This is a genomic window from Ruminococcus sp. 1001136sp1 (genome assembly GCF_039841815.1).
Taxonomy (GTDB): domain Bacteria; phylum Bacillota; class Clostridia; order Lachnospirales; family Lachnospiraceae; genus Blautia_A; species Blautia_A faecis.
This window is the reverse complement of record NZ_JBDPGY010000020.1, coordinates 21745-42349: the sequence shown is the minus strand read 5'-3', so window position 1 is coordinate 42349 and position 20605 is coordinate 21745. Positions and strand designations below refer to the sequence as shown.

Genomic DNA, 20605 nt, shown 5'->3' with positions numbered 1-20605 from the left:
CTTATTTTATGCTGCACCTTTTTGCAGCTCTTTCATTTCTTCCCGCACACAGCCAATGTAGATTCTTTTTTGCGAAATCTCCCAAAAAGATTCCGAAAGCCACTTATCTGCGATCATTTTTACAGCCTTCTTCGCATGGTTCAAGGTGTAAAGAAACATCACATCCGTATATTCCATCTGCGCTTTTTCAAAGGTAAAGCTTGGACTGTAAAACAGCTCCTCAGGCTTTATTCCAGCCTCCAGGAATCTCTTGGAAGTTTCCTCTACCTGTATCCGGTTTATATTTGGAACAAGGCTGCCCTTCTGGTGCTGGTACTTAAGCAAAAGCTGATCCCAGTTTGTATCCATCCTGTTTTTCACCAAATGGGTAACCTTCATTTCCACCTCTTTCTTCAGACTTTCTTTCGTCGGAAAAAGAAAATCGGCAGGTATCCCGACCGCCTGATAGAATACAGAATCTGCCTCATACAAAGAATAATCCGGCAGATAAAGTATGCTGCAAAGCTTTGGTTTCCGAAGCTGTAAACAATCCCTCCAAGGAGAAGCTGCATAAAATAACATGCAGTTTTCTTCCTGGCACTTTATGAATAGCTGGCTATGAAACTTTTTAATACTGTGTACCGGATCCTGTATCCACGAAAGTAATTCCCTGGATTTTTTTGCTTCCATAACCCAGTCCGGATACTGCATATGTTCCTCCTTCATACAAAAAGACAGGGGTTCCTGCCTTTGTCATTATTTAATATTTAATTTCACCTGGCATATCAAGCTCATGCCAACGTTTGCTTACACAGGCTGCCACTTTTTCCTCCAAAAGAAGTAGTCCTCTCGCATTCGTTTCCTGCTGCCTTGCAATGGAAATCACATCACAGATCCCGCAATAGATTTCGTAGGCACTACAGGGGACATCCCCTGCTGCCGCCCGAAAACGCTCTACCGTTTCTGCAATCAGCTTTTTGGAAAAACCAGCCTGCTTCATAACGCCGATCATGGCATTGGCAGGATGGTTCACCCAGATTTCACTAAGCCGCAGGACCTCCTGCAGAGCTTCCTTATAGTATTCAAAAATAGAAGCCATGTTCTGGTTGAAGTCTTCGGTACCCTTGCAGTTTTTGTGACGCACTTTCAAGTTTTCTCCCAATACAATATATTGGTTCTGAACGGACACCGTATAGAAGATATTGGCTCCTGAACTTCCCACATCGGAGGTGGTGATCCGGACCGAAGCATACAGCTCTCCGTTAAAAGTCTTCCCATAGCGTTCCAGCAGTTCCTTGTAGGCTTCGGTCAGTCGCCGGTCTCTTAGCTCCCAGGTCGCATTTACCAGATTGTGGTCCGCACATCCGGATTTAAAAGACGCGTATTCAAAATCGCTGTAGATATAAGCCCCTGCAATTTCATAGACCTCTGGCATGGACAAGATAGAATAGTCTTTTTCGTCGCCAGACAGGACTGCCCGCACCTTGCCTTCACAAAAGCGGAGCAGGGATTTTCCCCTGGAGACCTTCAGACATTTGTTCAGGATATAGGCAAGTGTTTCTTTGTCTAATTCTGCAAGCGCCTTTCCGTCTATCCTGGCCCTGCCTTTTAAGCTTTTGATGGCAGATATGCCAAGAAAACAGCTGCGGTCTGGGGTTTTAATCAGCAGCCCGGAATTATTTATGGTATCCTCTTTTAAATATTCCAGATTGATATTCCCAATCGGGGTGCAGGTACTGTCCTTCGTAACCGCTTCCACTGTCAGATCCTTGCTTTGTGCCCGGAACCATTCGGCCCGTTTTTCCACATCATCCAGATACTTGTAAAAAGCGGATTCCTCTTCAAACGTTACATTAAAATCATCCTTATAGTACATAGCCCCTCCTTTTGCATTCAGGACAGGAGCTTTACTTCAATGGACTTAATTCTTCCATCCGCAATCTGGAATTCATATCCATCTTTTGCCATATCAAGCAGCATTCCCAGTTCTAACAAATTTACAGCATCCCAATTTACTTCCTGCATAAAATGTTCTCCTCTTCTTTCTTTTTCTGTTATCTGGCATTCCTTTTTTCCATTTTGACCAGTACGGTCTCTTTGATTTTTCTCATTCTGCTTCCTCCTTTTCTTCATTTTGCAACAAAAAAAGACACCAAAAGAATTCCTATCTTTTCGTATCTTCCAATGTTCTAACTTATTTGCTGAGTTTAGGGCGAACCGCCCAAAAGAGATTCATCCGGAATGTCCGGATCTAAAATATAAGATCAGCCATAGATGACTGATAAAATATAATTTCATTTAAAGGTTACCACAACATGTTGTGGCTGTCAAACACATTTTTTATATATTTTGTGTTTCAAAATTTGTTTTCTTTTATGCCTCTTCCTCTACCGAAAGGGGAAGGATATTCATTGCAAGTGCCCTTCCATTTTCGTCCGTTCCAACTTCAAACTGTACAGGCTGCTTGCCGGAAAGCATTTTAAAGCCTTCCATCTTGATCTGGGAGAAATGTGCGAAGTAATCCTCGCCATCCTCCCCGGTTACAAATCCGTAACCTTTTTTTGCGCTGAACCATTTCACGGTTCCACATTTTGTTTCCGCCATATTGCATAGCTCTCCTTTATACATATTTTCCATGCGTTTACATGGAAACAGGGCGGCATGGACTCGAACCATGCCTGGTACTCCCTGCCCCGGATTACTCTTTTACTTCCTCCACTCCAAAAAAATTTCCAAAATCAAAAGCTGCATCCAACCTTCGAATTCCTGAGAATGCATGTGCATTCTGGTTAAAATAAAAGCGGTAGTCTTTTCCATACATGACAACTGTCTCTTTATTTAACAGCAGCTCTGTGGTAATCCCATCATCCCCTTGCACCAGAACCCTCTTAAAACCATCAAAAAGAAGTTCCGCATGGATCTCTGTCACAGTTCCTTCCACCACCTCATAGGATTTTGTAACTGCCAGGTAATAAATATACCCCGCATACCCAATTCCACAGACTGCCAAAAAAACTGTCCATCCCACAAATCCAGCTGATTTTTGCGCCAGACCAAGGGCACAGCCTCCATACAATAAGAGAAACGATAACAGTAAGGTATTCACAATTCTCTTTTTAAAAAAGCCCGGTATCCCGGTATAATGTTCTCTGTATTTTAGGTACTGCTCAGACAGCCATGTTTTCCATTTCTTCTTTTTCTTCAAGGAGACCTCCTTCTTGGATGCAGCTGATTACAAACTGTTTCTTCTTAAATAGGGAAACCAGGATCTGCATGAATTCCTGCAAGACCTGTTTCTGAACGATCTTTCGTTCTTCCACAGACAGGGGAACGGCACCCGCCTGTCTGGTTAACTCTGCCAGATGATAAGGAATATAGCCACCACCTGCAAGCTGCTGTAGAACCATTCGCTCTTCATAGGTAAACACGGGCCTTTTAAAAGCCCGCAATGCGATTTTCAGTCCTTTTCCAAGTGCCAGATCGTCTGCAAATGCGCCTAACCGCTCTGAAAACGAATCCGTGACAGGCGATATCACAGATTTACTAAGAAGGAGCCACAAGGCTTCCTCCTTACTCTCGCCATCACACTCCGCTACCAGACCACGTTTTTTCAGGCGCCTTAAGCAAAACAAAAAATCCTCTTCATCCGCCCACTCAGTTGCATGTGCTTCCCCAAATGTAATACATAAGACACGGTACATCTGGGAATAAATTTTATTTTCCGCACAGAGGCTCCAGGTAAGGGCCGCCCACAGCATAGCTTCCATCTCTGTGAGCACCTTTTCCTGACCGCCAATCTTTACCAGAAGCCTGCCCTCATCATCTTCCATTTTGCATCCAATGGCTGTGTACCATTTCATAATCCAGTTCCTCCTAGTGTAGCTTCATAACTTCCAGGAGTTTCGGAATCACATAACAGGCAATCATTCCTGCCACAATGCAGACTTCGATATTTGGTTTTCGAAGGTTCCATACCTCCTGGTTCTTTGTTCCAATGATCCTGGTTTTTCCAGGAACATTCCAGCGGAGCTTCCTATAAAACTCCGTAAACCTCTGATGATTAAATCCAAATGAGCGGACAAGGAAGATCGTCCGGTTCTGCTCTTCCTCGTCCAGAAGAAAAAAGCTCTCCCGGTTTTCGTTTTCGTCCAACACAATGTAAAATTCCGGGATTCCTCTGCGACTGCCTTCTACGATTCTATCAATCTCCTCATAAAAGATCCGGCAGCACTCATAATGCCCGTTTTTTTCCGGCTGGCAGACTGCCAGACTGAATTCATCCAGCTCCATGTAACAGACTTCCGCTTCCATGATTCTTTTACTGATTTTGTTTGACTGCCTTAGAAGAAGAAAAATCCCAAGGAAAAGTGCCGCACACAGATATATGAGATCCCAGCATCGGATCTGGAAAAACAGAAAATAAGCCGCGATTCCCTCTATAAGGGAGCCTGCTCCGATCAGTACAAAATACCGTTCCCTTAGATCCATCAGGTGGTAGACATCTTCCTCATCCGCCTGCATACGCAGGATATTTTTTCCGCCTCTCATGCAGCCATTGTTTTCTTCTCACAGGAAGAAGTTCGGTTTGTCTTTACATATTGTTCCATAAGTGCATTGCACTCCCGGATGGTTTCCTCACAACGATATTCTGAGAACATTCCTATATGCATGTCCTTTTCCCGCAGGCACAGGCGGTTCTGCAGCCAGATATAAGCACCATGTTTGGTCATGATGCCAGCCTGTACCACCTTATTTAACGCCCGGTGTGCTTCAATCCGTTTATGGCGAAGATCCCCATTTGCCAGAGTTCCCATAGGCCGCATACTCTTTTTATGGACTCCAATATAAGAATCACAGGATGGGTAACCACTGCAAACATACAAATAGTTATCAGGATTTAAATTACGCTCACCATAAACATACTCTGCTGGACGCAGCACCGCCAGCCCGCCACAGTAGGGACAATACAGTTTTTCATTCTGCTGTTTTTTCTTCATTTTTGCCATTTCATTCGTCTCCTTTCCTGTTTGTCCCGATTTTAAAAAAATCGCATTTTCTGTGTCAATAGGATTTTCGTTAGTTTTAATTTTTATTTATATCTTTTAATCAGCCTTGTGATAATCCCTTCTGCGACTTCGTAATTATCGTTAATTCTGGTCACTACAATTCCGATTTTATCTCCCTTTCCCGGAAGGGTTGGCATGTTGCACGAATGTGCCACGGCATTCACCCCGATATCAAGCCTCATAAAATACGTGCCTTTATAAACTTCTGTGATCACACCTGTGTACTTGCCCTGACGGTGGCATTTCCGAAGATTATCTTTATTGAGATTGGCCGTCGGGGTTTTGGCATCCACTTCCACGCTAATCTGTTCTGGTTCCTGACCATCTACTTTATTAACCATAACCTGGACAAGGTCACCAACCTGGAATTTTTCACTGGCATCCAGCATCCACTCCCAGGCCATATCACGCGCCCGGACGGATACTTCCACACCAAACACCTCCAGGCGTACTGCTTTTGGTGCTACTGCGATCACCCTGGCTTCTGCGATTCTTCCGGGATACAGGAGCGGCTTCTCCCCTTCTTCTCCAATGTAGAAAGTCTGACGCTTTTTCAGCATGGCATCCTTTCGTGAGGCTACCACACTCCGGCTTTTAGTATCCAGATCCTTGATAATGAAATCAATGTCACAGCCAAGCATGTTGTTGGCAATACGAACCTGGCGGTTTAAGGTGTCTGCGTTCTCCCGGCCGTCTCCGCTTAAGTTAATCATCATTTCATTCATCGGGATGATAATACGAAAACCGTTGTAATAAGTTACTGCAACCATCCAGCCGCTTTCCAGCTTCTCAATACCACCAAGCTGGCCTGTGAGTACCTTTCTGGTACGGTGTGCATTAAGTAGCTGGTGCCATCTGGTATCCTCCTGCTCCTGTGCGCTCTCCACCTGTGCGTCAACGTCGATTGTTAAGACACCTTCATAGGCTGCGCGTGGAATTTCTTTTTCCGTTACTTCTTCAATTGCTTTTTTTGTGTTCGCCATGTGTTGCCCTCCTATTATTTATACGACAAGAAGGCACAAAAAAAGCAGCCTGCATAAACAAACTGCTTTTTCGTGCCTTCTTTTTACGAGTACCATTCTATTATAAAGAGAATCTGAAGTCAATATTATGGATGTTGCAATCGTGTCGCATTTTAGTTGCAAATAAATACACTTGCTAATATTGGCTGCAAAAATCTTCAAAAGTTCAAGCCTAATAAATTTTTTATTCCAGTAAATTCTTATAACCAATCTCCCAGGTAATTATTTATCTCCTAAATTTCACTATTTTTTAGAAGATATTTCAATCATTAGGAGATAAAATCACCATCACCCGAAAGGCAATACCTAAAGGATTCCATTTCGCGTATATTTGTCAGTAAATATATTGATTAATTAGTTGATATTTTGCAGGTATCTGCTATAATACAAGTAAAGAAAGGAGTTGACGATTATGGCATCTGTTATGAGTGCAATTAAAAATACGGTTCCAATCAGCCAATTTAACCGTGGCCTTGCTGGAAAAATTTTTGAAGATGTGAAGCAGAGTGGTGCTAAAGTCGTAATGAAAAACAACGTTGCAGAATGTGTTCTCATTTCCCCTGAAGAATACGTCCGTCTAATGGATGAGGTAAATGATGCTCGTCTTCTTGCCGTTGCTTCTGAACGTATGGCACACTTTAATCCTGCCACTTTAATTTCTGAGGAAGAAATGAACCGCCGTCTTGGTATTACAGAAGACAATCTTACCGGTTTTGACGAGGTAGACATTGAATGAATTGGAAACTAGAATACCTTCCTGAAGCAGAAAAAGACTTAAAAGACCTAGATGGAAGTCAGCGTATTCTTGTTCTGAAGGCCATCAAAAAAGTTCAGCAAAATCCACTGCCTGTTGAAGAACAAGGTTATGGAAAACCGCTTGGTAATCACAGCAGTACTAATCTTGCCGGACTTCTGAAAATCAAACTCCGCTCTGCTGGTTTGCGTGTTGTATATCAGCTTCGCCGTACCGAATCGTCTATGATGATTATTGTAATCGGCGTCCGAGCAGACGAAGAAGTATATGAAATTGCTCAGAAAAGAGCGAATAAACACAATCTTTTTGATTAACCTGCACCTTTTTAAGTGATTACATTCATCTGTATAAAGCTTTTGTTAATACACAAGCAATTACCGTGAACCACCGATACCCCTTATAGTTCTTTCATACTATTTCAATTGAATCACAATGTACCCATAAAAAATGCAGGGATGCTCACCTCCAGCGATACATCTCTGCATTTTTAGATATGTTGCAATCATGTCACATTTTAGTTGCAAATAAGTACGACTGCTGGTTCAACGGATGAGCCAATTATACTCTTTTCTACAGTCTAAAATGTAATCCACATAAACTGTATCATCCTCAATTTGATATAAAATCAAATACCAGTTTTTCACAAACATTTTGTGATATTTATTACATGGAATATAAGGTTCATTCAAAAAAGGAAAACGATTTGGACTATACGCTAATGAACGCATTGCTTCCATTAATTCTTTTTTCTTATTTCTTGCGGCATCCTTATCTACCTGTGCCAGAAAGCGAATATGTACTCCAAGCATTTGCTTCGCCCGGTCCGATACGATAACTTTGTATTTTCTTCTTTCTGACATTTTCATCCCTCTTCTATTATATTATCAAGATAACTGTCCAATTCATCAAGACTGCATCCTGTTCTTCCTGCCAGACGATCCTCTTCAACAGCAAGCAGTTCTTCTCTTAATTTCAACATTTTCTCCCGTCGGTTAAAGGATTCAATATCCATCACCACAAGATCACCTTCTCCATTTTTTGTCAGAAAAACAGGCTCTGAAGATTTACGGCAAAGATCTGCAATCTCATTATAATTTTGCCTAATAGCAGCTGATGGACGAATGTTCATAAGATCACCTCTCGCTTTCATAGTAATATTATATACATATTATAATTTTATTATGCTATATTTGTCAATACCAATTACAGGCCTATTCCATTTCTGCCCCAGCTTCTCTATTGGCATTCTGAAATCATCTTTCAATCGTGAAATGAAACACCAGCTGTTCCTGATCCTCCGATGAAGTTCTTAAGGATCTTCGAATTCCGGTTGTATCTGCAAAAGTTCCGCCATAAGCATCTACCTTGATCCATTTACCGTTTACCTTTACTTCATTCCACTGGTGTATCCAGCTGCCGGCATTCACATGCCGTACCGGAACATTTGCAGCCTCACAAAGCAGGGTATAGGCTTTTGCATATCCGGAGCAAGCAGCTTTTTTCATAATCAGAGCAGCATAAGCTTCATTGCCATAATTTTTCTGGTATGCCTCTGAAGACTGGTTTAACTGCCAGGAGCAGTGCTCGGTCAGATACCTGAATAGCACAAAGGCCCGCTCCTTCGTATTCAGATCCGCAGTCACATATTTTTTTACAATTTTCTTCGCTTCTTTTTTAGCCAGATTAAGTCGTTTGGATTTATTCGGCTCTTTTACGGTCACTTTACATTTCAGGGTACGTTTTCCCACTTTTGCACAGATGTATGCTGATCCACCCTTTTTTCCAGTTACTTTTCCAGAAGCCGAAACAGATGCAACGGATTTTTTAGAAGAACTCCATTTTACTTTCTTTTTGCTTCCCGATACTTTCAGCGACGTGGAAGCTCCCCGATAGATGGTAACCGCCGATTTGTTCAGTTTCACTTTTGCAGCCTGGACATCCACTGGCCTTATAAAGCTTCCAAGGAACAAAACTACCAATGCCAGCCAAACAACTACGAATTTCTTCTTTCCTGTGTTACATTTTTTTGCTTTTCTCATCGCAAACCCTCCATTTTCGAAACCATTTCCTGTTGCAGTTCCAATGTAGCAATTTGATTTTTTCTGTGTCAATAGGATTTTTGAAAAAAATATTTTCAAATAAAAAAGTGATTCACTATTTTGCAAATCACTTTTACAATTCTTATTTATAATCAAATATCCTTTTTTCGCAATTTCACCTATCACATTTATTGCGGTCTTGGTTACAAGCACTAATCAATTTCTTCAAATAATTCGTCAAAGGTAATCTTTATCTTTGGAAAATGAAGCAGTTGTAACTCATCCTTATTTTCTTCTGTGACTGTTTTTAAAAGATAGTATTTGGGAATCTCCCCCTCATAATCCAGTTCATAGATTTCAACTGTTTTTTTACGCCAGTCAACGATCCAATACTCTTCAATCTCCTGCTCACAATACAGCTGCATTTTCTCTGTCCGGTCATAATTTTCTGTTGATGGTGACAAAACCTCCATAACAAAACGTGGCGCATCTGTAAAAGTGTTTCCACGCCTTGATTTCGTACGGCAGTTTATGGAAGCATCCGGAATCACAATCTTGTTATTGCCCTGGTTATCTTTGAAACGGTATTGCACATTATCCGAATATACATAGCAAGTACTATTTTTTAACTGGTGCCTGACCGCTGCAACAAAATTTACAATTACAGCAGAGTGCTCTGGTGTAGATCCTTCCAGATCTGTTATTTTAAGATCCCAATCCATATTTCACCCTCCTGCATTTTACAATATAAAGAACTTCTTGTTTTCTCTAAATTCCACTCTTCTCTATTAAAAGAAAAGAATTATTTTTGTCTCCTCCATTATAGCATCCTCCCTGTAGATTGGAAAAGTAATTTTTTTTAAGATTGGTGCATAAACAGGGGTGTTGGCCCTCCGTGACTCGCTTTTTGCACCTGTCAGGTACAATACCGAAACGCCTTATCTGTTAAAATCCTTGCAAAGATTAGTCCAAGCGGAAGCGCTGCAATGATCAGAAGTGCAGCTGCAAACCAGGAGGCAGACACAGATAAGGACATGATTCCAAGATTATAAAATCCACGGTATAAATAAAGCCCCGGTACCATGATCACAATAGAAGGAACGGTAACGGAAATCCTTGGGTAGCCCACCTTATTTTTCAGAAGGGAGGCCAGAAGCCCGGCTGTCAGAGCTCCGATAAATGCGGTCACTGCCGGAGGTAAGGCGGCAAGATCCACAAGCTCCAGCCGCAGGGTATTTGCAACCGCCCCAAGCACTGCTGCAGAACAGGCAAGCCTTACCGGACTGTTAAACATGATGGAGAAACCGAACACGCCGAAAAAGCTTGCAATAAGCCGTGTGAGGATCCACATTGCAACAGGCATATGGATCTTTATGAAATCCACCGGCTGTAAGTGAAGAAGCATAGCCATGATCCAGGCAGACATAGTGGCTACCAGAACAATAATCAGTGCATAAGTAAGCCGTTCCATACCAGAACGCATATCCAGTTTTGCCAGGTCGATTCCGCTGGTAATAAAGGGAAAACCAGGGATGATAAAAAGCATGGCACAGATATATCCTGCTTCATGCTGAATGGAAATCCCAAACAGGATTTCCCCTAATTTTAATAATCCTGCATATACAAAGCATGCCAGGGAGACAGAGGAAACAATGCCAAGGAACAGGGTAAAATGATGCTTGGTCAGCTTGCAGCGAAGGAAATTTCCAAGTCCTGCTCCAATAAAAGCACAAAACATCTCTACTGGTCCTCCGCCTAAAAGAAAGGTAAATCCACAGCATGCAATGGCGGCAGCCAGTCCCAGGGCAGCCGGGGAATAAAGGCCATGGATCCTTTCAATTTCATCCAGATAGCTGTGAAGCTCTTCCCCGGACATGTTTTTTCCCTCTGTTTCAAAATTGCGGATAAAATGCTCCAGCCGGTTCAGCTTTGACGTATTCACCCCTGTATTGGTAAGGCATAAAGACTGGGTAAAGCCATTTTCCCCATCAAAACAGGTGTACTCAATGGACATCAGTCCGATATCTGCGGTACAGGTAATTCCCATTGCTTCGGCCAGGGCATTCATGGAGCTTCGGACCCTCCAGGCTCCAGTCCCACAGGATAAAAACATGATCCCCACACGTCCGATAATGGAAGCCTTTTCGGTGATGCTTGCATTTATAACGGGAGTATTTTGGCCATTTTCATCGGTGTATTCATGCCACTCCACGTCCATGTGATTTTTTCTGATCATTTCTGGCTGCATAAGCCCACTTCCTTCCGAAAAGTCCCTTTATAATTTCAGGCTGTCATTTCCAGCTAGTTCCATCATCCGCTCCCTGCAGGCAAGGACGATCCCGTCAATTTCCTCCATATGCTGGAGCATTTTCTTTTCAAACTCATGGATGGGAAGCAGAACGCCAAGTTCATCAAAGGGTTTCTCAGGATTTTCCTTTTTTACACCGGTCTCCTGTCCGTAAAAGACCACTGCACGGGGTGCTGCCTGCTGGATCTCCTGGAAAGTCTTCCATACAACCGCATAAGCCTGCGCTTCTGTAAGCCCCAGCTTACAGGTATCCGGAAGTGCATAGAGGATTAAAATCCCACGCTGGCACTCTTCTTTTTCCTCTTTAATTTCCAATCCATCCATGTAAGAGCGTACAATGTCATATCCATCTGCCAGATAAAGTCTGGATCTTGGTACGCATTCATGCCGGTCAAAGGTTTCCTTAAATTTTCCATAGTCATGGGCGGAAACCATCTTTCCAACATCTTTAAGAAGCTTCCCTTCCACATTGGTAAGAAGGACCGGATTCTCTCCTGCCTTTCCATGGAATTTTCTTGGGATCAGATAGGCTTCGCGGAGCAGATCAAACATACTTTTTCCGCACAATTCCAGAAGAAGGGCACTTACATCCCCGTTCTGGTAAGCGTGAAAGAGTACCTGCAAAAAGTGGTCCGGATCCTCATCCACCAGCATATGTTCATCATCCAGATACTGGTAAAACACTTCACGAAGTCTTCTTGATGCCTCCGGGGAAGCCAGGATTTTGGAAAAAATATCTTCTACAGCCTGTTCTCTTGGTAAAACTGTTTTCATACTAAAACGCCTCTTTTTCTGTTTGGATCATGATGAGAGCTGTACTTGTCTCTTTTCGGGAGGGATTATAGCATTGTTATAGTCATACCGCAATAGGATGAAAGGTTTCTCTTTCATATCATATTTTTATGTCTGCCATATCATTGACCGTTGTATGTGTTTTCCATTACAAGTTTCCATGAAATAAAATTTGTGAAAAATACCGTATCTTATCATCGGTCCCCCAGCAGATCATTCCCACCGCATCTGCCATTTCCTGGGCATCAACACAGTAGGCGGACATGCAGGAATGGTGCCTGTAAGGACCAGCGGACATGATCAGCAGGTCGGTATTTCCAGATTCCATTATTTTAGAGGCCAGCTGTTCGGTGAGTTTATTGTGCGCAAGCTTCGCCATTTTGTAGTCCATATCCTTGTTTTGTATCGTCTGGAGAATAAGCGCTTTTTCATAGGCGAATACCCTTTGTTTCATAGATTCTACTGTTCCGCATTCAGGTGGACAGGCGGGATTCACGTTGTAACATCCACACTGATTTTCTTCACAAAACTTTCGGTATTCCGGTTTGAACACAAGTTTTTGTGTATCCATGATTGCCGCATTTGAAAACCCAAGTTTTTTTGCTTCTTTGATGTAATCCATAGAAAACCTCCTCCAAGTTTTTTACAACTCACTAAAATTTTCTCCATACGCTGGTTTTAAACCCGCCCAGCTACAATTGTGTTTTTTAATTCCCTTGCCGCAGCGCCCATAGGATGCTGGCTGTCATACACCAGACAGATCTGACGCTCCGGGATTTCGTCTTTTAGTGGGATCTGTACGATTTCTTTTTTCAGAAGGGAGGGCGCTGCCATTGGCTGGGGCAAAAAGGCAAGGCCAAGCTCGCATTTTACAAGCGGCAGGATCTGGTCCGCAGTGGCAGCTTCCGTATCCGGGGAAAGATCCAGGCCATGGGATAAAAATACACTGTTGTAAAATTTATAGGTCATAGTTTCCCGTCCAAGAGAAATCAGCGGATAGTTCTTTACCTCCCGAAGGGAAAGCTCCTGGCTTCCAAGCGCTGTAAAAGTGGTACCACCAACCAGAATCTCCTGGAAGGGCATGAGCATGATCTGTTTCAATGGGGAATCCACCTCTGCCGGAGTGGAAACTACTGCAAAATCGATCTTTCCGCTTTTTACGGATTCAATGGCTTCCGGGGTGGAATGGTTATAAAGCTTCAGCCGGATTCCCGGATAAGTCATATGGAAATTTTTTAATTTATCAAGCAGGAAAATATTCAAGGCAGTTTCGCTGGCGCCAATTGCTATACTTCCGTGGGAAAGCCCGGAGCTGTCCGCCAGCTCCTCTTCTGCAGCCTGAAACTGCTCCATTGCACCAAGCACATGGGTATAAAGCCGCTCTCCTTCCGGGGTAAGCTGTACACCGCGGTTAGTACGGATAAATAAAGTGGTATTCAGCTGCTGTTCCAGACAGTTCATGGCCCGGGTGATGTTAGGCTGGCTGTTGTTTAACGCCTGGGCGGCCTTGGTAAAGTTGTGGTATTTTGCCACATAATAAAAGATCTTGTAATACTCGAAATTTACGTCCATAATATTTTTCCTTTTCTTTTGGCATATCATATATTTATTCCAATTATATCAATTATAGTTTTTACTTATTCCTACGTCAAGCGTATTATGTACCCGAATAAAAAAGGGAAACAGGAACGTGTTTTCAAAGGAGGAACAAATGCTTACAGCAGTAACCGGTATAAACTGGGGCGATGAAGGAAAAGGCCGTGTGATCGATCTTTTAGCGGAGCAGGCAGATGTGGTAGTCCGCTACCAGGGCGGCAACAACGCAGGTCACACAGTGGTCACCGACCAGGGTAAATTTGTCTTAAATCTTCTCCCATCTGGTATCTTACATCCAGGTGTGGTATGTGTCCTCGGGGACGGAATGGTAGTCGATCTGGAACATCTTTCCCGGGAAATCCATGAAATAGAGAAAAAAGGAATCCGGGTTACACCGGATCATCTGAAGCTTTCAAAGCGTGCCACGATCTCCATGCCATGGCACAAGGTACAGGATGAGTTAGAAGAAAACCGGCTGGCAAAAACCGGAAGCGCCTTTGGCTCTACCCGCCGTGGAATCGCCTACGCCTACAGTGACAAGTACCGTAAGAAAACCCTTCGTCTTGGGGATCTGCTTCATTTAAAAGAGGATTCCGTAAAAGCCAGATTAAAAACCATGCTGGAGGCAAAAAACCTGGAGCTTGCAGGCTGCTATCATCAGGAGCCAATGTCTTACCCTGCTCTTCTCACCTGGTGTGAGGAACAGGCAGAACTCTTTGGCTCCTATATTGCAGACACGGGTGAGTTTCTGGAACAGGCACTGTCAGAGGGCAAAAAGGTAGTGCTGGAAGCCCAGCTTGGCGCCATGAGGGATATTGATTATGGTATTTTCCCCTATACCTCAAGTTCCTCTACCATTTCTGCCTATGGCCCGATCGGTGCCGGAATTCCGGGAAAATCCCTGGATCATGTGGTGGGCGTTTTAAAAGCATATTCTACCTGTGTTGGTGCCGGTCCTTTTGTAGCAGAAAAGGCAATGTCCGATGCCTGGGAAGAAGAGCTTCGAAAAGCGGGCGGTGAATATGGTGCTGCCACAGGCCGTCCCCGCAGGGTGGGACCGTTTGATGCCGTAGCCAGCCGTTATGGATTAAAATGCCAGAATGCAGATCAGATCGCACTTACCAAAATGGATGTCTTAAGTTCCATGAAAGAGATTCCCGTGATCACAGGCTACAAACGTGACGGTGTTGTGACCATGGATTTTGACCCTATGGATGAACTGGACAGCTTTGTCCCTGTAGTAGAAATGCTCCCGGGCTGGGAATGCGATATTTCCGGCTGCCGGACGTATGAAGAGCTTCCGGAGAATGCCAAAGCCTACATCCGTATCCTGGAGCAGCTTTTGAACCATGAGATCCAGTTTATTTCCGTCGGAGCCAGACGGGATCAGTTTTTAACAAAAGGAGCCTGGTTATGAGACATTTGATCGATCCACTTGATTTTACCCTTGAAGAAACTACAAAAGTTCTGGATCTGGCAGACCGCATTGCAGAAAATCCGGAAGTGTACAGCCATGTGGCGAATGGGAAAAAGATTGCTACTCTTTTTTACGAGCCAAGTACCAGAACACGTCTTTCCTTTGAATCTGCCATGCTAAGCCTTGGAGGAAAGGCCCTTGGCTTTGCTGGTGCTGAGCAGTCCAGTGCCACAAAAGGAGAAACGGTAGCTGATACCGCCCGGGTGGTAAGCTGCTATGCAGATATCATTGCAATGCGGCATCCCAAGGAAGGCGCTCCCCTTCGTGCCTCCATGTATGCCACAGTGCCAGTAATTAATGCCGGGGATGGCGGTCATAACCATCCAACCCAGACACTGATTGACCTTATGACTATCCGTCAGAGGAAAGGTCATCTGGATCATCTGACAGTTGGCTTTTGCGGGGATCTGAAATTTGGACGCACCGTACATTCCCTGGTAAACAGCCTGGTACGTCATCCTGGAAACGAGTTTTACTTCATCTCCCCGGAGGAACTTAAGATCCCGGATTACGTGATGGAAGAGACCTTAAAGCCAAACCATTCTTTTTACAAAGAAGTCACCAGCCTGGAGGAAACCCTTCCCAAGCTGGACGTGCTCTATATGACAAGAGTTCAGAAAGAACGTTTCTTTAACGAGGAAGATTATGTCCGGTTAAAGGATACCTATATTTTAAACCGGGAAAAATTAAATCTGGCACAGCCGGATATGCCGGTTCTCCATCCTCTCCCAAGGGTGGACGAAATTGCCACAGACGTGGACCAGGATCCAAGAGCCGCTTATTTTGACCAGGTGCAGAACGGAAAATATATCCGTATGGCATTGATCATGGCTCTGCTTGAAATCCCGGATCCGCTGACAGGAAGGACGGTGCTGTAATGTTAAAGATTGAATCTATCCAAAACGGAATTGTGATCGATCATATCCCGGCTGGAAAAGGAATGGATATTTACAAGCTTCTGGAACTGGACTCCCAGAAACAGTCCGTTGCCCTTTTGCAGTCTGTAAGAAGTGAAAAATACGGCTGTAAAGACCTGATTAAAATAGAGGGGCTTACAGAGCCTGAGCGTCTGGAAGTCCTTGGTTACTTAAATGAGGGTGTCACGCTGATCGTGATCCGTGATGGAAAAGTGGTAAAAAAATACCACCCTGTTCCGCCAAAAACGTTAAAGAATGTAATCAAATGCAAAAATCCCCGCTGCATTACCAGTACGGAAGCAAACTGTGAGCACATCTTCAAACTGTCCTCCAGTGGAAAATATAGATGTATTTACTGCAACCAGGAAGCTTCCCTCTTAAGATAAAGAATAATACATCCTCCCTTGTACATCGCTTAAGAGGAAAATACCCTTTAGGTTTATTTCTATTCCTAAAGGGTATTTAAAAAAATTATTTTCTTCCCGTATCAATTAAATCATAACTCATATCCAAAAAATCCAGTGTTTTACCATCTCCAACAGAGCCATCCAATACTACAGATATCCAATGCTCCTTATTCATGTGGTACCCTGGCCTAATCCCATAGGTTCGTGCAATAAACCCATTTAACTCCGGATTGCATTTCACATTCATAATGTCTACGCTTCCCTCTTCCGGAATTCCTAATTTATTCTTATCTACATTCATAAAAACTGCATACCATTTTCCGTTTTTATGCCGAAGCACCGCTGACTTAGGATCCCGCTTCCAAAGATGCTCCGGTGTTGTTCCATATTGCTCTTTTACATACTGATAAATTGCCTCTTTTGTCAAAAAACTTCCCCCGCTTTACTTCTATAACTCTAAACCGAAATATATCCTCATTATAGAGAGTGTGAGAAACCGTGTCAAGATTTTTGGCTCAAAGGATCTCACGATATTTCCTAAAGCATTTTGTTTTAATTTTCTGATTTTTGGTTCCGGTTTTCGATTTTTTTATAATTTTCATAAAATCTATTGACTTGTTTTCATTTTTCAATTATTATAAAGATGATATTCTTTTAAAGTTTTTTTTCATTATTTGTTTCATCATTTTCTCCTACTTAAGAACAATGTTTTTTAGCAGCGCCCCTAATTGCAGCTGCAATTTGTTGCTTTAAGTATGGCCTTTGGTCCCAAAATAGGAACCTCAAAAAAGGAGACTCTTCTATCCTCTATGGAGTCTCCTTTTTTGCTGCCTTTTTTATAAAAAAATTCAGAGCTATTTGCAAAATCCGAATAATCTCTTCTGCAAAATAGCCCTGAATTTTCGGTCCGTAGACCTAAGTATTAAAAAGTGAAAACTAAATTATGTTTCTTTATATTAGCATGATTTATTATAAAAATCAATAGCTTTATAAGATATTCCAACTTTGTATTTCCTACATTTGATTCTCGTACCGAAGCCTGGAAAAATACCAGACTTTCCCCTGGATATACCTGCAAATATGATTATCCAATAAATACTTCTTTTCGCACAGCTCTGGATTATCTTTTTTCCAACTGCTCTTTTCCAGAAATTCTTCTAAAGAATCATATATTTCAATACATCCTGCCGCTTTTATGAGTCTGCTAACATCCGTCTCGTTTATGTGGATATCAAATTCCCGCATGAGAAGGATCTTAAAACCATACCGTACCATGGAATTGTCTTTGATCTGTGCCAGATCAATTGTCATCCGGCTTCACCTCCCTCCCAGTAAATAAATCTTCCACTCGTGTTACGCTTTGAACAGGATTCGTTTTTTTGCCTGGTTTTCTTTTGGGCTTTGTATCAAGTGCAACAGGTTCTTCCCAGGTCTCACTTATACTACCTTCTGACTGAGGTTGAGTAGATACATCATCTTCCTGCCCCATATATGAAAAAGGCTGTTCCTGTGTTTTTTCCTTTTCCCATTCTTTGTACCACTCTGGGACGTGTTCCACAACTTTTTCCAGACGGAGCTTCTTTGCATCTTCATGTTCGGTATAGTCTAATTTCTGGAACTTCAACACATTGTGGCCACGAATAATCAAGATTCCCTGGTTTAGTGGATAGCGAAGCACCTCATCTGGAAGAAGGAGCTGCCTTTTTCCAAGGGATCTTGACTCTGAATATTCCGGTACATAGTCAGTGGCACGTATGGTATAATAGTTTTTCCTGATAGAAGCTACTGACACCGTAATCTCTCCAGTCCGGTCACTATAATAGGTTGCGGTTGTCATGTCATTACAGCCAAGAAAAATGGAGAAATCACAGCCTCCAAGAATTTCCTCCCACTGATTGTCCGGGTAACGGTTCTGAAGCTGTGGAATGTTCTGGAACAAGATACTCATGCCAATTCGCCTGGATCTGGCTGTTGCAAGCTTCTTTTTGAAGTCAGGAACCACGCCGATGTTGGGGAACTCATCAAGGATGAAACTTACTGGAACCGGCAGCACGCGCTCTTCAGTCCGATCAGCCAGACGAACCAATTTGATGATTAGAAATGAGGTGAAAAGAGTTGCCAACATATCAAACGTAGAATCCTGATCGGATGTGATACAAAAATATGCACACTTTTCTTTTCCTGGAAGTGAAAGATCGATATCCGTATGACTGGTGATTTGTTGTACCAGTTTATTTTGCAAAATCTGTAACCTGGTTCCAAGACCAAGCACCGCATTTCCTTTTACCTTTTCCGCTTTTGCAAAGAGCTGATATGGCCCTTTTGCTGGATGGTTCGTTGGCAGTCTTTCAAAAATCGAATCCAGCATATCGACACTTTTATTGAGCAAGAGTTTATAGGCCTCCGCAAAGGTACGCTGCTCTGGCGGATATTCCTCATACACATACAGGCAAAGAGCTTTTAATAAATCCATCTCCACATTATCGTAAAAATGATCAAATTTGTCTGTGGTGTTACGAATTACCACATCACAAAATACATCGATCAGCTCTCCCTCATCAATTTCTGCCAAACAGTTCCAGGCATCCGAATGCGTCAGCTGAATCAAGTTCAATTGTTTTACCACATATCCTGAATCTTTCAGATACGCACATAAGTCCTCATAAAGTTCGGATTTGGGATCCGTAATGTACATGCTCTCCCCACGGCGCACGCACTGTAATGCCATGACTCTTGCAAATGCCCTGGATTTCATAGAACCCTGGGAGCCGCAGACAGCAATGTTCCGGTTTAGCCTGGAATCTACAGGAAGGCTTAGAACCTTTCCTGTTCCAAGCTCCCTGCCAAATATGATTCCATTTACTCCGTCTATTGTTTTATCAGCCCTTAATATCTCTGCCTGTTCCCCTTCTTTCATAAAGCCAGCAGTTCCGTAAGTACCCTGATCGGACAACTCAAAACCACGCTCATCCTGTAATGGGTTTTCACTGCCACGATAAATCACGAGTGCCGTAAGAAAGAAAAGTACCAGAACCGAGAACAGGATCCACATCCTGCCCCCGGTGCTGGTCCATCCTGCCGCCATACAGTGAATAGGGTTAAGGTCAACATTTGCATCTCCAAGAAGAATGTATAAAAATCCTCCCATGTATCCTGCTAACAATACTGCCCCAATGATTACAAGAATCAACTTCCATTTATCAAATTTTTTAAACATCCTTTTTCCTTTCATCACCTCTCATTTCTTCTACTATGTGATATTGATATAGGTTATCGTAATAGCTGCTCATTGTGTTGACAGCATTATATAGTGCTGTAAGAAGGACCGCCCGGATATTCCTGGCCTTTGTGGTATTGGAATCCATTCTGAATAAAACAAAATCCACATGCTCTTTTGTTAATTTGGCAAATTGGGCTTTTACCACATTTGCTGGCTTCTCTTCCCGGTTCACCCGGATTATCTCTGCGGATGAAGTCATCACATCCACAATCAATCCCAATATTTCCCCTACCCTGTCATCATGTGGATGATCCAATATCAGGTTTTCATACTCAATCTGCCGTTTTATCTGATCTTCCACTTCCCGATATGAAGAGAGGGAGAAATCTTTGTTAAAGTCTTTGTATGTATTCTTTGTATATGTCTCCCCCAAATCGGGGACAGCTGTCACTTTTTTCGGGGATACCCTCTCACTTATATTAGTGACCCCTGTCACTTTTTTCGGTGGGGGCTGTCCCCCAAATGAGTGATAGGGGGTATCTGGTATCCCTATGAATGCATTTTCCAACGTTTCCGGATAGGTTAATTGAATTAATACATCTACATCCAGATTTAGGAACATGACATTGGAGTAAAGTTGCCCTTTGATGTTGACTGTCCGAAATACCCTTGTTACCACTCCTAGCTTTTCCAGTTCAACGATAGCGTTCACCGCATCTCGTTTCGTGATACCAAACTGATCCGCCAACTGCTGATAGTTTCTCTGTAGAATGTCAGCCTGGAATTTCTTTTTGAATCCGCACAACTGCCCGGTTGCCTCATCCCGGATTTCCACAGGCCGATACCAGTACACAATGTCCGCCAGAATAATAATCGCATTTAAGTTTGGTTTTCCGGTTTCTTTTTTAATTGTGTGATACCAGGTGGACGGAATGACATTTCCCGTAAACTGCAGGCGGCACATCCTGTTTACTGTTTCACTTCCAGTGTCAAATAGATTACTCATAGACACCTCCTGACTTAGACTG

Annotated in this window: 26 protein-coding genes; 5 read left to right on the top strand and 21 right to left on the bottom strand. The window is 42.9% G+C overall.

What is annotated here, in order from left to right; translation table 11 throughout:
• Positions 1-6: 6 nt before the first annotated feature.
• From ABHC48_RS16360 to ABHC48_RS16320, 9 genes are all read right to left on the bottom strand, one after another.
• Positions 7-690 carry a hypothetical protein gene (locus ABHC48_RS16360; protein WP_195700034.1) on the bottom strand — a complete coding sequence of 228 codons (684 nt, stop codon included), beginning with the start codon at positions 688-690 and terminating at the stop codon, positions 7-9.
• A 49-nt stretch (positions 691-739) separates the two neighbouring features.
• A complete protein-coding gene (locus ABHC48_RS16355) occupies positions 740-1855 on the bottom strand; it encodes a hypothetical protein (RefSeq protein ID WP_118580588.1) in 1116 nt (371 codons plus the stop codon).
• A 17-nt stretch (positions 1856-1872) separates the two neighbouring features.
• On the bottom strand, positions 1873-2004 hold the full coding sequence (locus ABHC48_RS16350) for a hypothetical protein (RefSeq protein ID WP_255610563.1): 132 nt from the start codon (positions 2002-2004) through the stop codon (positions 1873-1875).
• Positions 2005-2352: 348 nt separating this feature from the next.
• Positions 2353-2583: a cold shock domain-containing protein gene (locus ABHC48_RS16345; protein WP_173718706.1), complete on the bottom strand. Its 231-nt coding sequence runs from the start codon at positions 2581-2583 to the stop codon at positions 2353-2355.
• Between the two features lie 94 nt (positions 2584-2677).
• Positions 2678-3184, bottom strand: a complete 507-nt coding sequence (locus ABHC48_RS16340; protein WP_195700035.1) for a hypothetical protein — start codon at positions 3182-3184, stop codon at positions 2678-2680.
• Entirely contained in the window at positions 3147-3839 is a 693-nt protein-coding gene (locus ABHC48_RS16335; RefSeq protein ID WP_195700036.1) for a hypothetical protein, read from the bottom strand. The genes ABHC48_RS16340 and ABHC48_RS16335 overlap by 38 nt, the downstream gene beginning before the upstream one ends.
• Positions 3840-3852: 13 nt before the next feature.
• The gene (locus tag ABHC48_RS16330) at positions 3853-4527 is read right to left on the bottom strand and encodes a hypothetical protein (protein ID WP_237925505.1); all 675 of its coding nucleotides are present in this window, start codon (positions 4525-4527) and stop codon (positions 3853-3855) included.
• Positions 4524-4985 (bottom strand): zinc-finger-containing protein, encoded by a 462-nt coding sequence (locus ABHC48_RS16325; protein WP_195700037.1) that lies wholly within the window; start codon positions 4983-4985, stop codon positions 4524-4526. The genes ABHC48_RS16330 and ABHC48_RS16325 overlap by 4 nt, the downstream gene beginning before the upstream one ends.
• An 83-nt stretch (positions 4986-5068) precedes the next feature.
• Positions 5069-6028: a S1 RNA-binding domain-containing protein gene (locus ABHC48_RS16320; protein WP_118580573.1), complete on the bottom strand. Its 960-nt coding sequence runs from the start codon at positions 6026-6028 to the stop codon at positions 5069-5071.
• A 451-nt stretch (positions 6029-6479) separates the two neighbouring features.
• Here ABHC48_RS16320 and ABHC48_RS16315 point away from each other — a divergent pair, with 451 nt between their 5' ends.
• Both ABHC48_RS16315 and ABHC48_RS16310 read left to right on the top strand, forming a co-directional pair.
• Positions 6480-6803: a type II toxin-antitoxin system Phd/YefM family antitoxin gene (locus ABHC48_RS16315; RefSeq protein WP_173718701.1), complete on the top strand. Its 324-nt coding sequence runs from the start codon at positions 6480-6482 to the stop codon at positions 6801-6803.
• Positions 6800-7135 carry a type II toxin-antitoxin system RelE/ParE family toxin gene (locus ABHC48_RS16310; RefSeq protein ID WP_118580567.1) on the top strand — a complete coding sequence of 112 codons (336 nt, stop codon included), beginning with the start codon at positions 6800-6802 and terminating at the stop codon, positions 7133-7135. Before ABHC48_RS16315 ends, ABHC48_RS16310 begins: the two co-directional genes overlap by 4 nt.
• A gap of 228 nt (positions 7136-7363) precedes the next feature.
• Here the strand turns inward: ABHC48_RS16310 and ABHC48_RS16305 are convergent, their stop codons facing one another.
• The 8 genes from ABHC48_RS16305 to ABHC48_RS16270 form a co-directional block, all read right to left on the bottom strand.
• Entirely contained in the window at positions 7364-7681 is a 318-nt protein-coding gene (locus ABHC48_RS16305; RefSeq protein WP_118580564.1) for a type II toxin-antitoxin system RelE/ParE family toxin, read from the bottom strand.
• A gap of 2 nt (positions 7682-7683) precedes the next feature.
• Positions 7684-7950 carry a type II toxin-antitoxin system prevent-host-death family antitoxin gene (locus ABHC48_RS16300; RefSeq protein ID WP_173718699.1) on the bottom strand — a complete coding sequence of 89 codons (267 nt, stop codon included), beginning with the start codon at positions 7948-7950 and terminating at the stop codon, positions 7684-7686.
• A gap of 124 nt (positions 7951-8074) precedes the next feature.
• Positions 8075-8860 (bottom strand): transglutaminase-like domain-containing protein, encoded by a 786-nt coding sequence (locus tag ABHC48_RS16295; protein ID WP_195700038.1) that lies wholly within the window; start codon positions 8858-8860, stop codon positions 8075-8077.
• A gap of 212 nt (positions 8861-9072) precedes the next feature.
• A complete protein-coding gene (locus ABHC48_RS16290; RefSeq protein WP_118580558.1) occupies positions 9073-9582 on the bottom strand; it encodes a Uma2 family endonuclease in 510 nt (169 codons plus the stop codon).
• Between the two features lie 194 nt (positions 9583-9776).
• Positions 9777-11108 (bottom strand): threonine/serine exporter family protein, encoded by a 1332-nt coding sequence (locus ABHC48_RS16285; protein WP_118580555.1) that lies wholly within the window; start codon positions 11106-11108, stop codon positions 9777-9779.
• Between the two features lie 27 nt (positions 11109-11135).
• The gene (locus ABHC48_RS16280) at positions 11136-11942 is read right to left on the bottom strand and encodes a DUF4866 domain-containing protein (protein ID WP_118580552.1); all 807 of its coding nucleotides are present in this window, start codon (positions 11940-11942) and stop codon (positions 11136-11138) included.
• Positions 11943-12108: 166 nt separating this feature from the next.
• Positions 12109-12582: a DUF2284 domain-containing protein gene (locus ABHC48_RS16275; RefSeq protein ID WP_117849756.1), complete on the bottom strand. Its 474-nt coding sequence runs from the start codon at positions 12580-12582 to the stop codon at positions 12109-12111.
• Positions 12583-12638: 56 nt separating this feature from the next.
• Entirely contained in the window at positions 12639-13532 is an 894-nt protein-coding gene (locus tag ABHC48_RS16270) for a LysR family transcriptional regulator (RefSeq protein WP_118580549.1), read from the bottom strand.
• 139 nt (positions 13533-13671) lie between these two features.
• Between ABHC48_RS16270 and ABHC48_RS16265 the strand changes: the two genes are divergently transcribed.
• Genes ABHC48_RS16265 through ABHC48_RS16255 form a run of 3 tightly spaced genes read left to right on the top strand, consistent with a single transcriptional unit; the run spans position 13672 to position 16336 of the window.
• Positions 13672-14973, top strand: coding sequence for an adenylosuccinate synthase (locus ABHC48_RS16265; protein ID WP_173718696.1), 1302 nt, complete (start codon positions 13672-13674; stop codon positions 14971-14973).
• Positions 14970-15911, top strand: coding sequence for an aspartate carbamoyltransferase (pyrB, locus tag ABHC48_RS16260; protein WP_118580546.1), 942 nt, complete (start codon positions 14970-14972; stop codon positions 15909-15911). The genes ABHC48_RS16265 and pyrB overlap by 4 nt, the downstream gene beginning before the upstream one ends.
• Positions 15911-16336: an aspartate carbamoyltransferase regulatory subunit gene (locus ABHC48_RS16255; RefSeq protein WP_118580543.1), complete on the top strand. Its 426-nt coding sequence runs from the start codon at positions 15911-15913 to the stop codon at positions 16334-16336. Before pyrB ends, ABHC48_RS16255 begins: the two co-directional genes overlap by 1 nt.
• 85 nt (positions 16337-16421) lie before the next feature.
• Here ABHC48_RS16255 and ABHC48_RS16250 read toward each other — a convergent pair whose 3' ends face one another.
• The 4 genes from ABHC48_RS16250 to ABHC48_RS16235 form a co-directional block, all read right to left on the bottom strand.
• Positions 16422-16784: an MmcQ/YjbR family DNA-binding protein gene (locus ABHC48_RS16250; protein WP_118580540.1), complete on the bottom strand. Its 363-nt coding sequence runs from the start codon at positions 16782-16784 to the stop codon at positions 16422-16424.
• Positions 16785-17371: 587 nt separating this feature from the next.
• Entirely contained in the window at positions 17372-17668 is a 297-nt protein-coding gene (locus ABHC48_RS16245; protein ID WP_118580537.1) for a hypothetical protein, read from the bottom strand.
• A complete protein-coding gene (locus ABHC48_RS16240; protein WP_226855588.1) occupies positions 17658-19574 on the bottom strand; it encodes a VirD4-like conjugal transfer protein, CD1115 family in 1917 nt (638 codons plus the stop codon). The genes ABHC48_RS16245 and ABHC48_RS16240 overlap by 11 nt, the downstream gene beginning before the upstream one ends.
• Complete coding sequence (locus tag ABHC48_RS16235) at positions 19567-20583, bottom strand: DUF6017 domain-containing protein (protein ID WP_118580534.1); 1017 nt, start codon at positions 20581-20583, stop codon at positions 19567-19569. Before ABHC48_RS16235 ends, ABHC48_RS16240 begins: the two co-directional genes overlap by 8 nt.
• Between the last annotated feature and the right edge of the window lie 22 nt (positions 20584-20605).

Bases quoted from the DNA above. Each gene is read 5' to 3' on its own strand.
- ABHC48_RS16310 (WP_118580567.1), top strand. From the start codon at position 6,800: ATGAATTGGAAACTAGAATACCTTCCTGAAGCAGAAAAAGACTTAAAA.
- ABHC48_RS16275 (WP_117849756.1), bottom strand. From the start codon at position 12,582: ATGGATTACATCAAAGAAGCAAAAAAACTTGGGTTTTCAAATGCGGCA.
- ABHC48_RS16320 (WP_118580573.1), bottom strand. From the start codon at position 6,028: ATGGCGAACACAAAAAAAGCAATTGAAGAAGTAACGGAAAAAGAAATT.
- ABHC48_RS16295 (WP_195700038.1), bottom strand. From the start codon at position 8,860: ATGAGAAAAGCAAAAAAATGTAACACAGGAAAGAAGAAATTCGTAGTT.
- ABHC48_RS16235 (WP_118580534.1), bottom strand. From the start codon at position 20,583: ATGAGTAATCTATTTGACACTGGAAGTGAAACAGTAAACAGGATGTGC.
- ABHC48_RS16325 (WP_195700037.1), bottom strand. From the start codon at position 4,985: ATGGCAAAAATGAAGAAAAAACAGCAGAATGAAAAACTGTATTGTCCC.
- ABHC48_RS16345 (WP_173718706.1), bottom strand. From the start codon at position 2,583: ATGGCGGAAACAAAATGTGGAACCGTGAAATGGTTCAGCGCAAAAAAA.
- ABHC48_RS16335 (WP_195700036.1), bottom strand. From the start codon at position 3,839: ATGAAATGGTACACAGCCATTGGATGCAAAATGGAAGATGATGAGGGC.
- pyrB (WP_118580546.1), top strand. From the start codon at position 14,970: ATGAGACATTTGATCGATCCACTTGATTTTACCCTTGAAGAAACTACA.
- ABHC48_RS16255 (WP_118580543.1), top strand. From the start codon at position 15,911: ATGTTAAAGATTGAATCTATCCAAAACGGAATTGTGATCGATCATATC.
- ABHC48_RS16350 (WP_255610563.1), bottom strand. From the start codon at position 2,004: ATGCAGGAAGTAAATTGGGATGCTGTAAATTTGTTAGAACTGGGAATG.
- ABHC48_RS16265 (WP_173718696.1), top strand. From the start codon at position 13,672: ATGCTTACAGCAGTAACCGGTATAAACTGGGGCGATGAAGGAAAAGGC.
- ABHC48_RS16305 (WP_118580564.1), bottom strand. From the start codon at position 7,681: ATGTCAGAAAGAAGAAAATACAAAGTTATCGTATCGGACCGGGCGAAG.
- ABHC48_RS16315 (WP_173718701.1), top strand. From the start codon at position 6,480: ATGGCATCTGTTATGAGTGCAATTAAAAATACGGTTCCAATCAGCCAA.
- ABHC48_RS16245 (WP_118580537.1), bottom strand. From the start codon at position 17,668: ATGACAATTGATCTGGCACAGATCAAAGACAATTCCATGGTACGGTAT.
- ABHC48_RS16285 (WP_118580555.1), bottom strand. From the start codon at position 11,108: ATGCAGCCAGAAATGATCAGAAAAAATCACATGGACGTGGAGTGGCAT.
- ABHC48_RS16360 (WP_195700034.1), bottom strand. From the start codon at position 690: ATGCAGTATCCGGACTGGGTTATGGAAGCAAAAAAATCCAGGGAATTA.
- ABHC48_RS16330 (WP_237925505.1), bottom strand. From the start codon at position 4,527: ATGAGAGGCGGAAAAAATATCCTGCGTATGCAGGCGGATGAGGAAGAT.
- ABHC48_RS16300 (WP_173718699.1), bottom strand. From the start codon at position 7,950: ATGAACATTCGTCCATCAGCTGCTATTAGGCAAAATTATAATGAGATT.
- ABHC48_RS16240 (WP_226855588.1), bottom strand. From the start codon at position 19,574: ATGTTTAAAAAATTTGATAAATGGAAGTTGATTCTTGTAATCATTGGG.
- ABHC48_RS16280 (WP_118580552.1), bottom strand. From the start codon at position 11,942: ATGAAAACAGTTTTACCAAGAGAACAGGCTGTAGAAGATATTTTTTCC.
- ABHC48_RS16270 (WP_118580549.1), bottom strand. From the start codon at position 13,532: ATGGACGTAAATTTCGAGTATTACAAGATCTTTTATTATGTGGCAAAA.
- ABHC48_RS16290 (WP_118580558.1), bottom strand. From the start codon at position 9,582: ATGGATTGGGATCTTAAAATAACAGATCTGGAAGGATCTACACCAGAG.
- ABHC48_RS16355 (WP_118580588.1), bottom strand. From the start codon at position 1,855: ATGTACTATAAGGATGATTTTAATGTAACGTTTGAAGAGGAATCCGCT.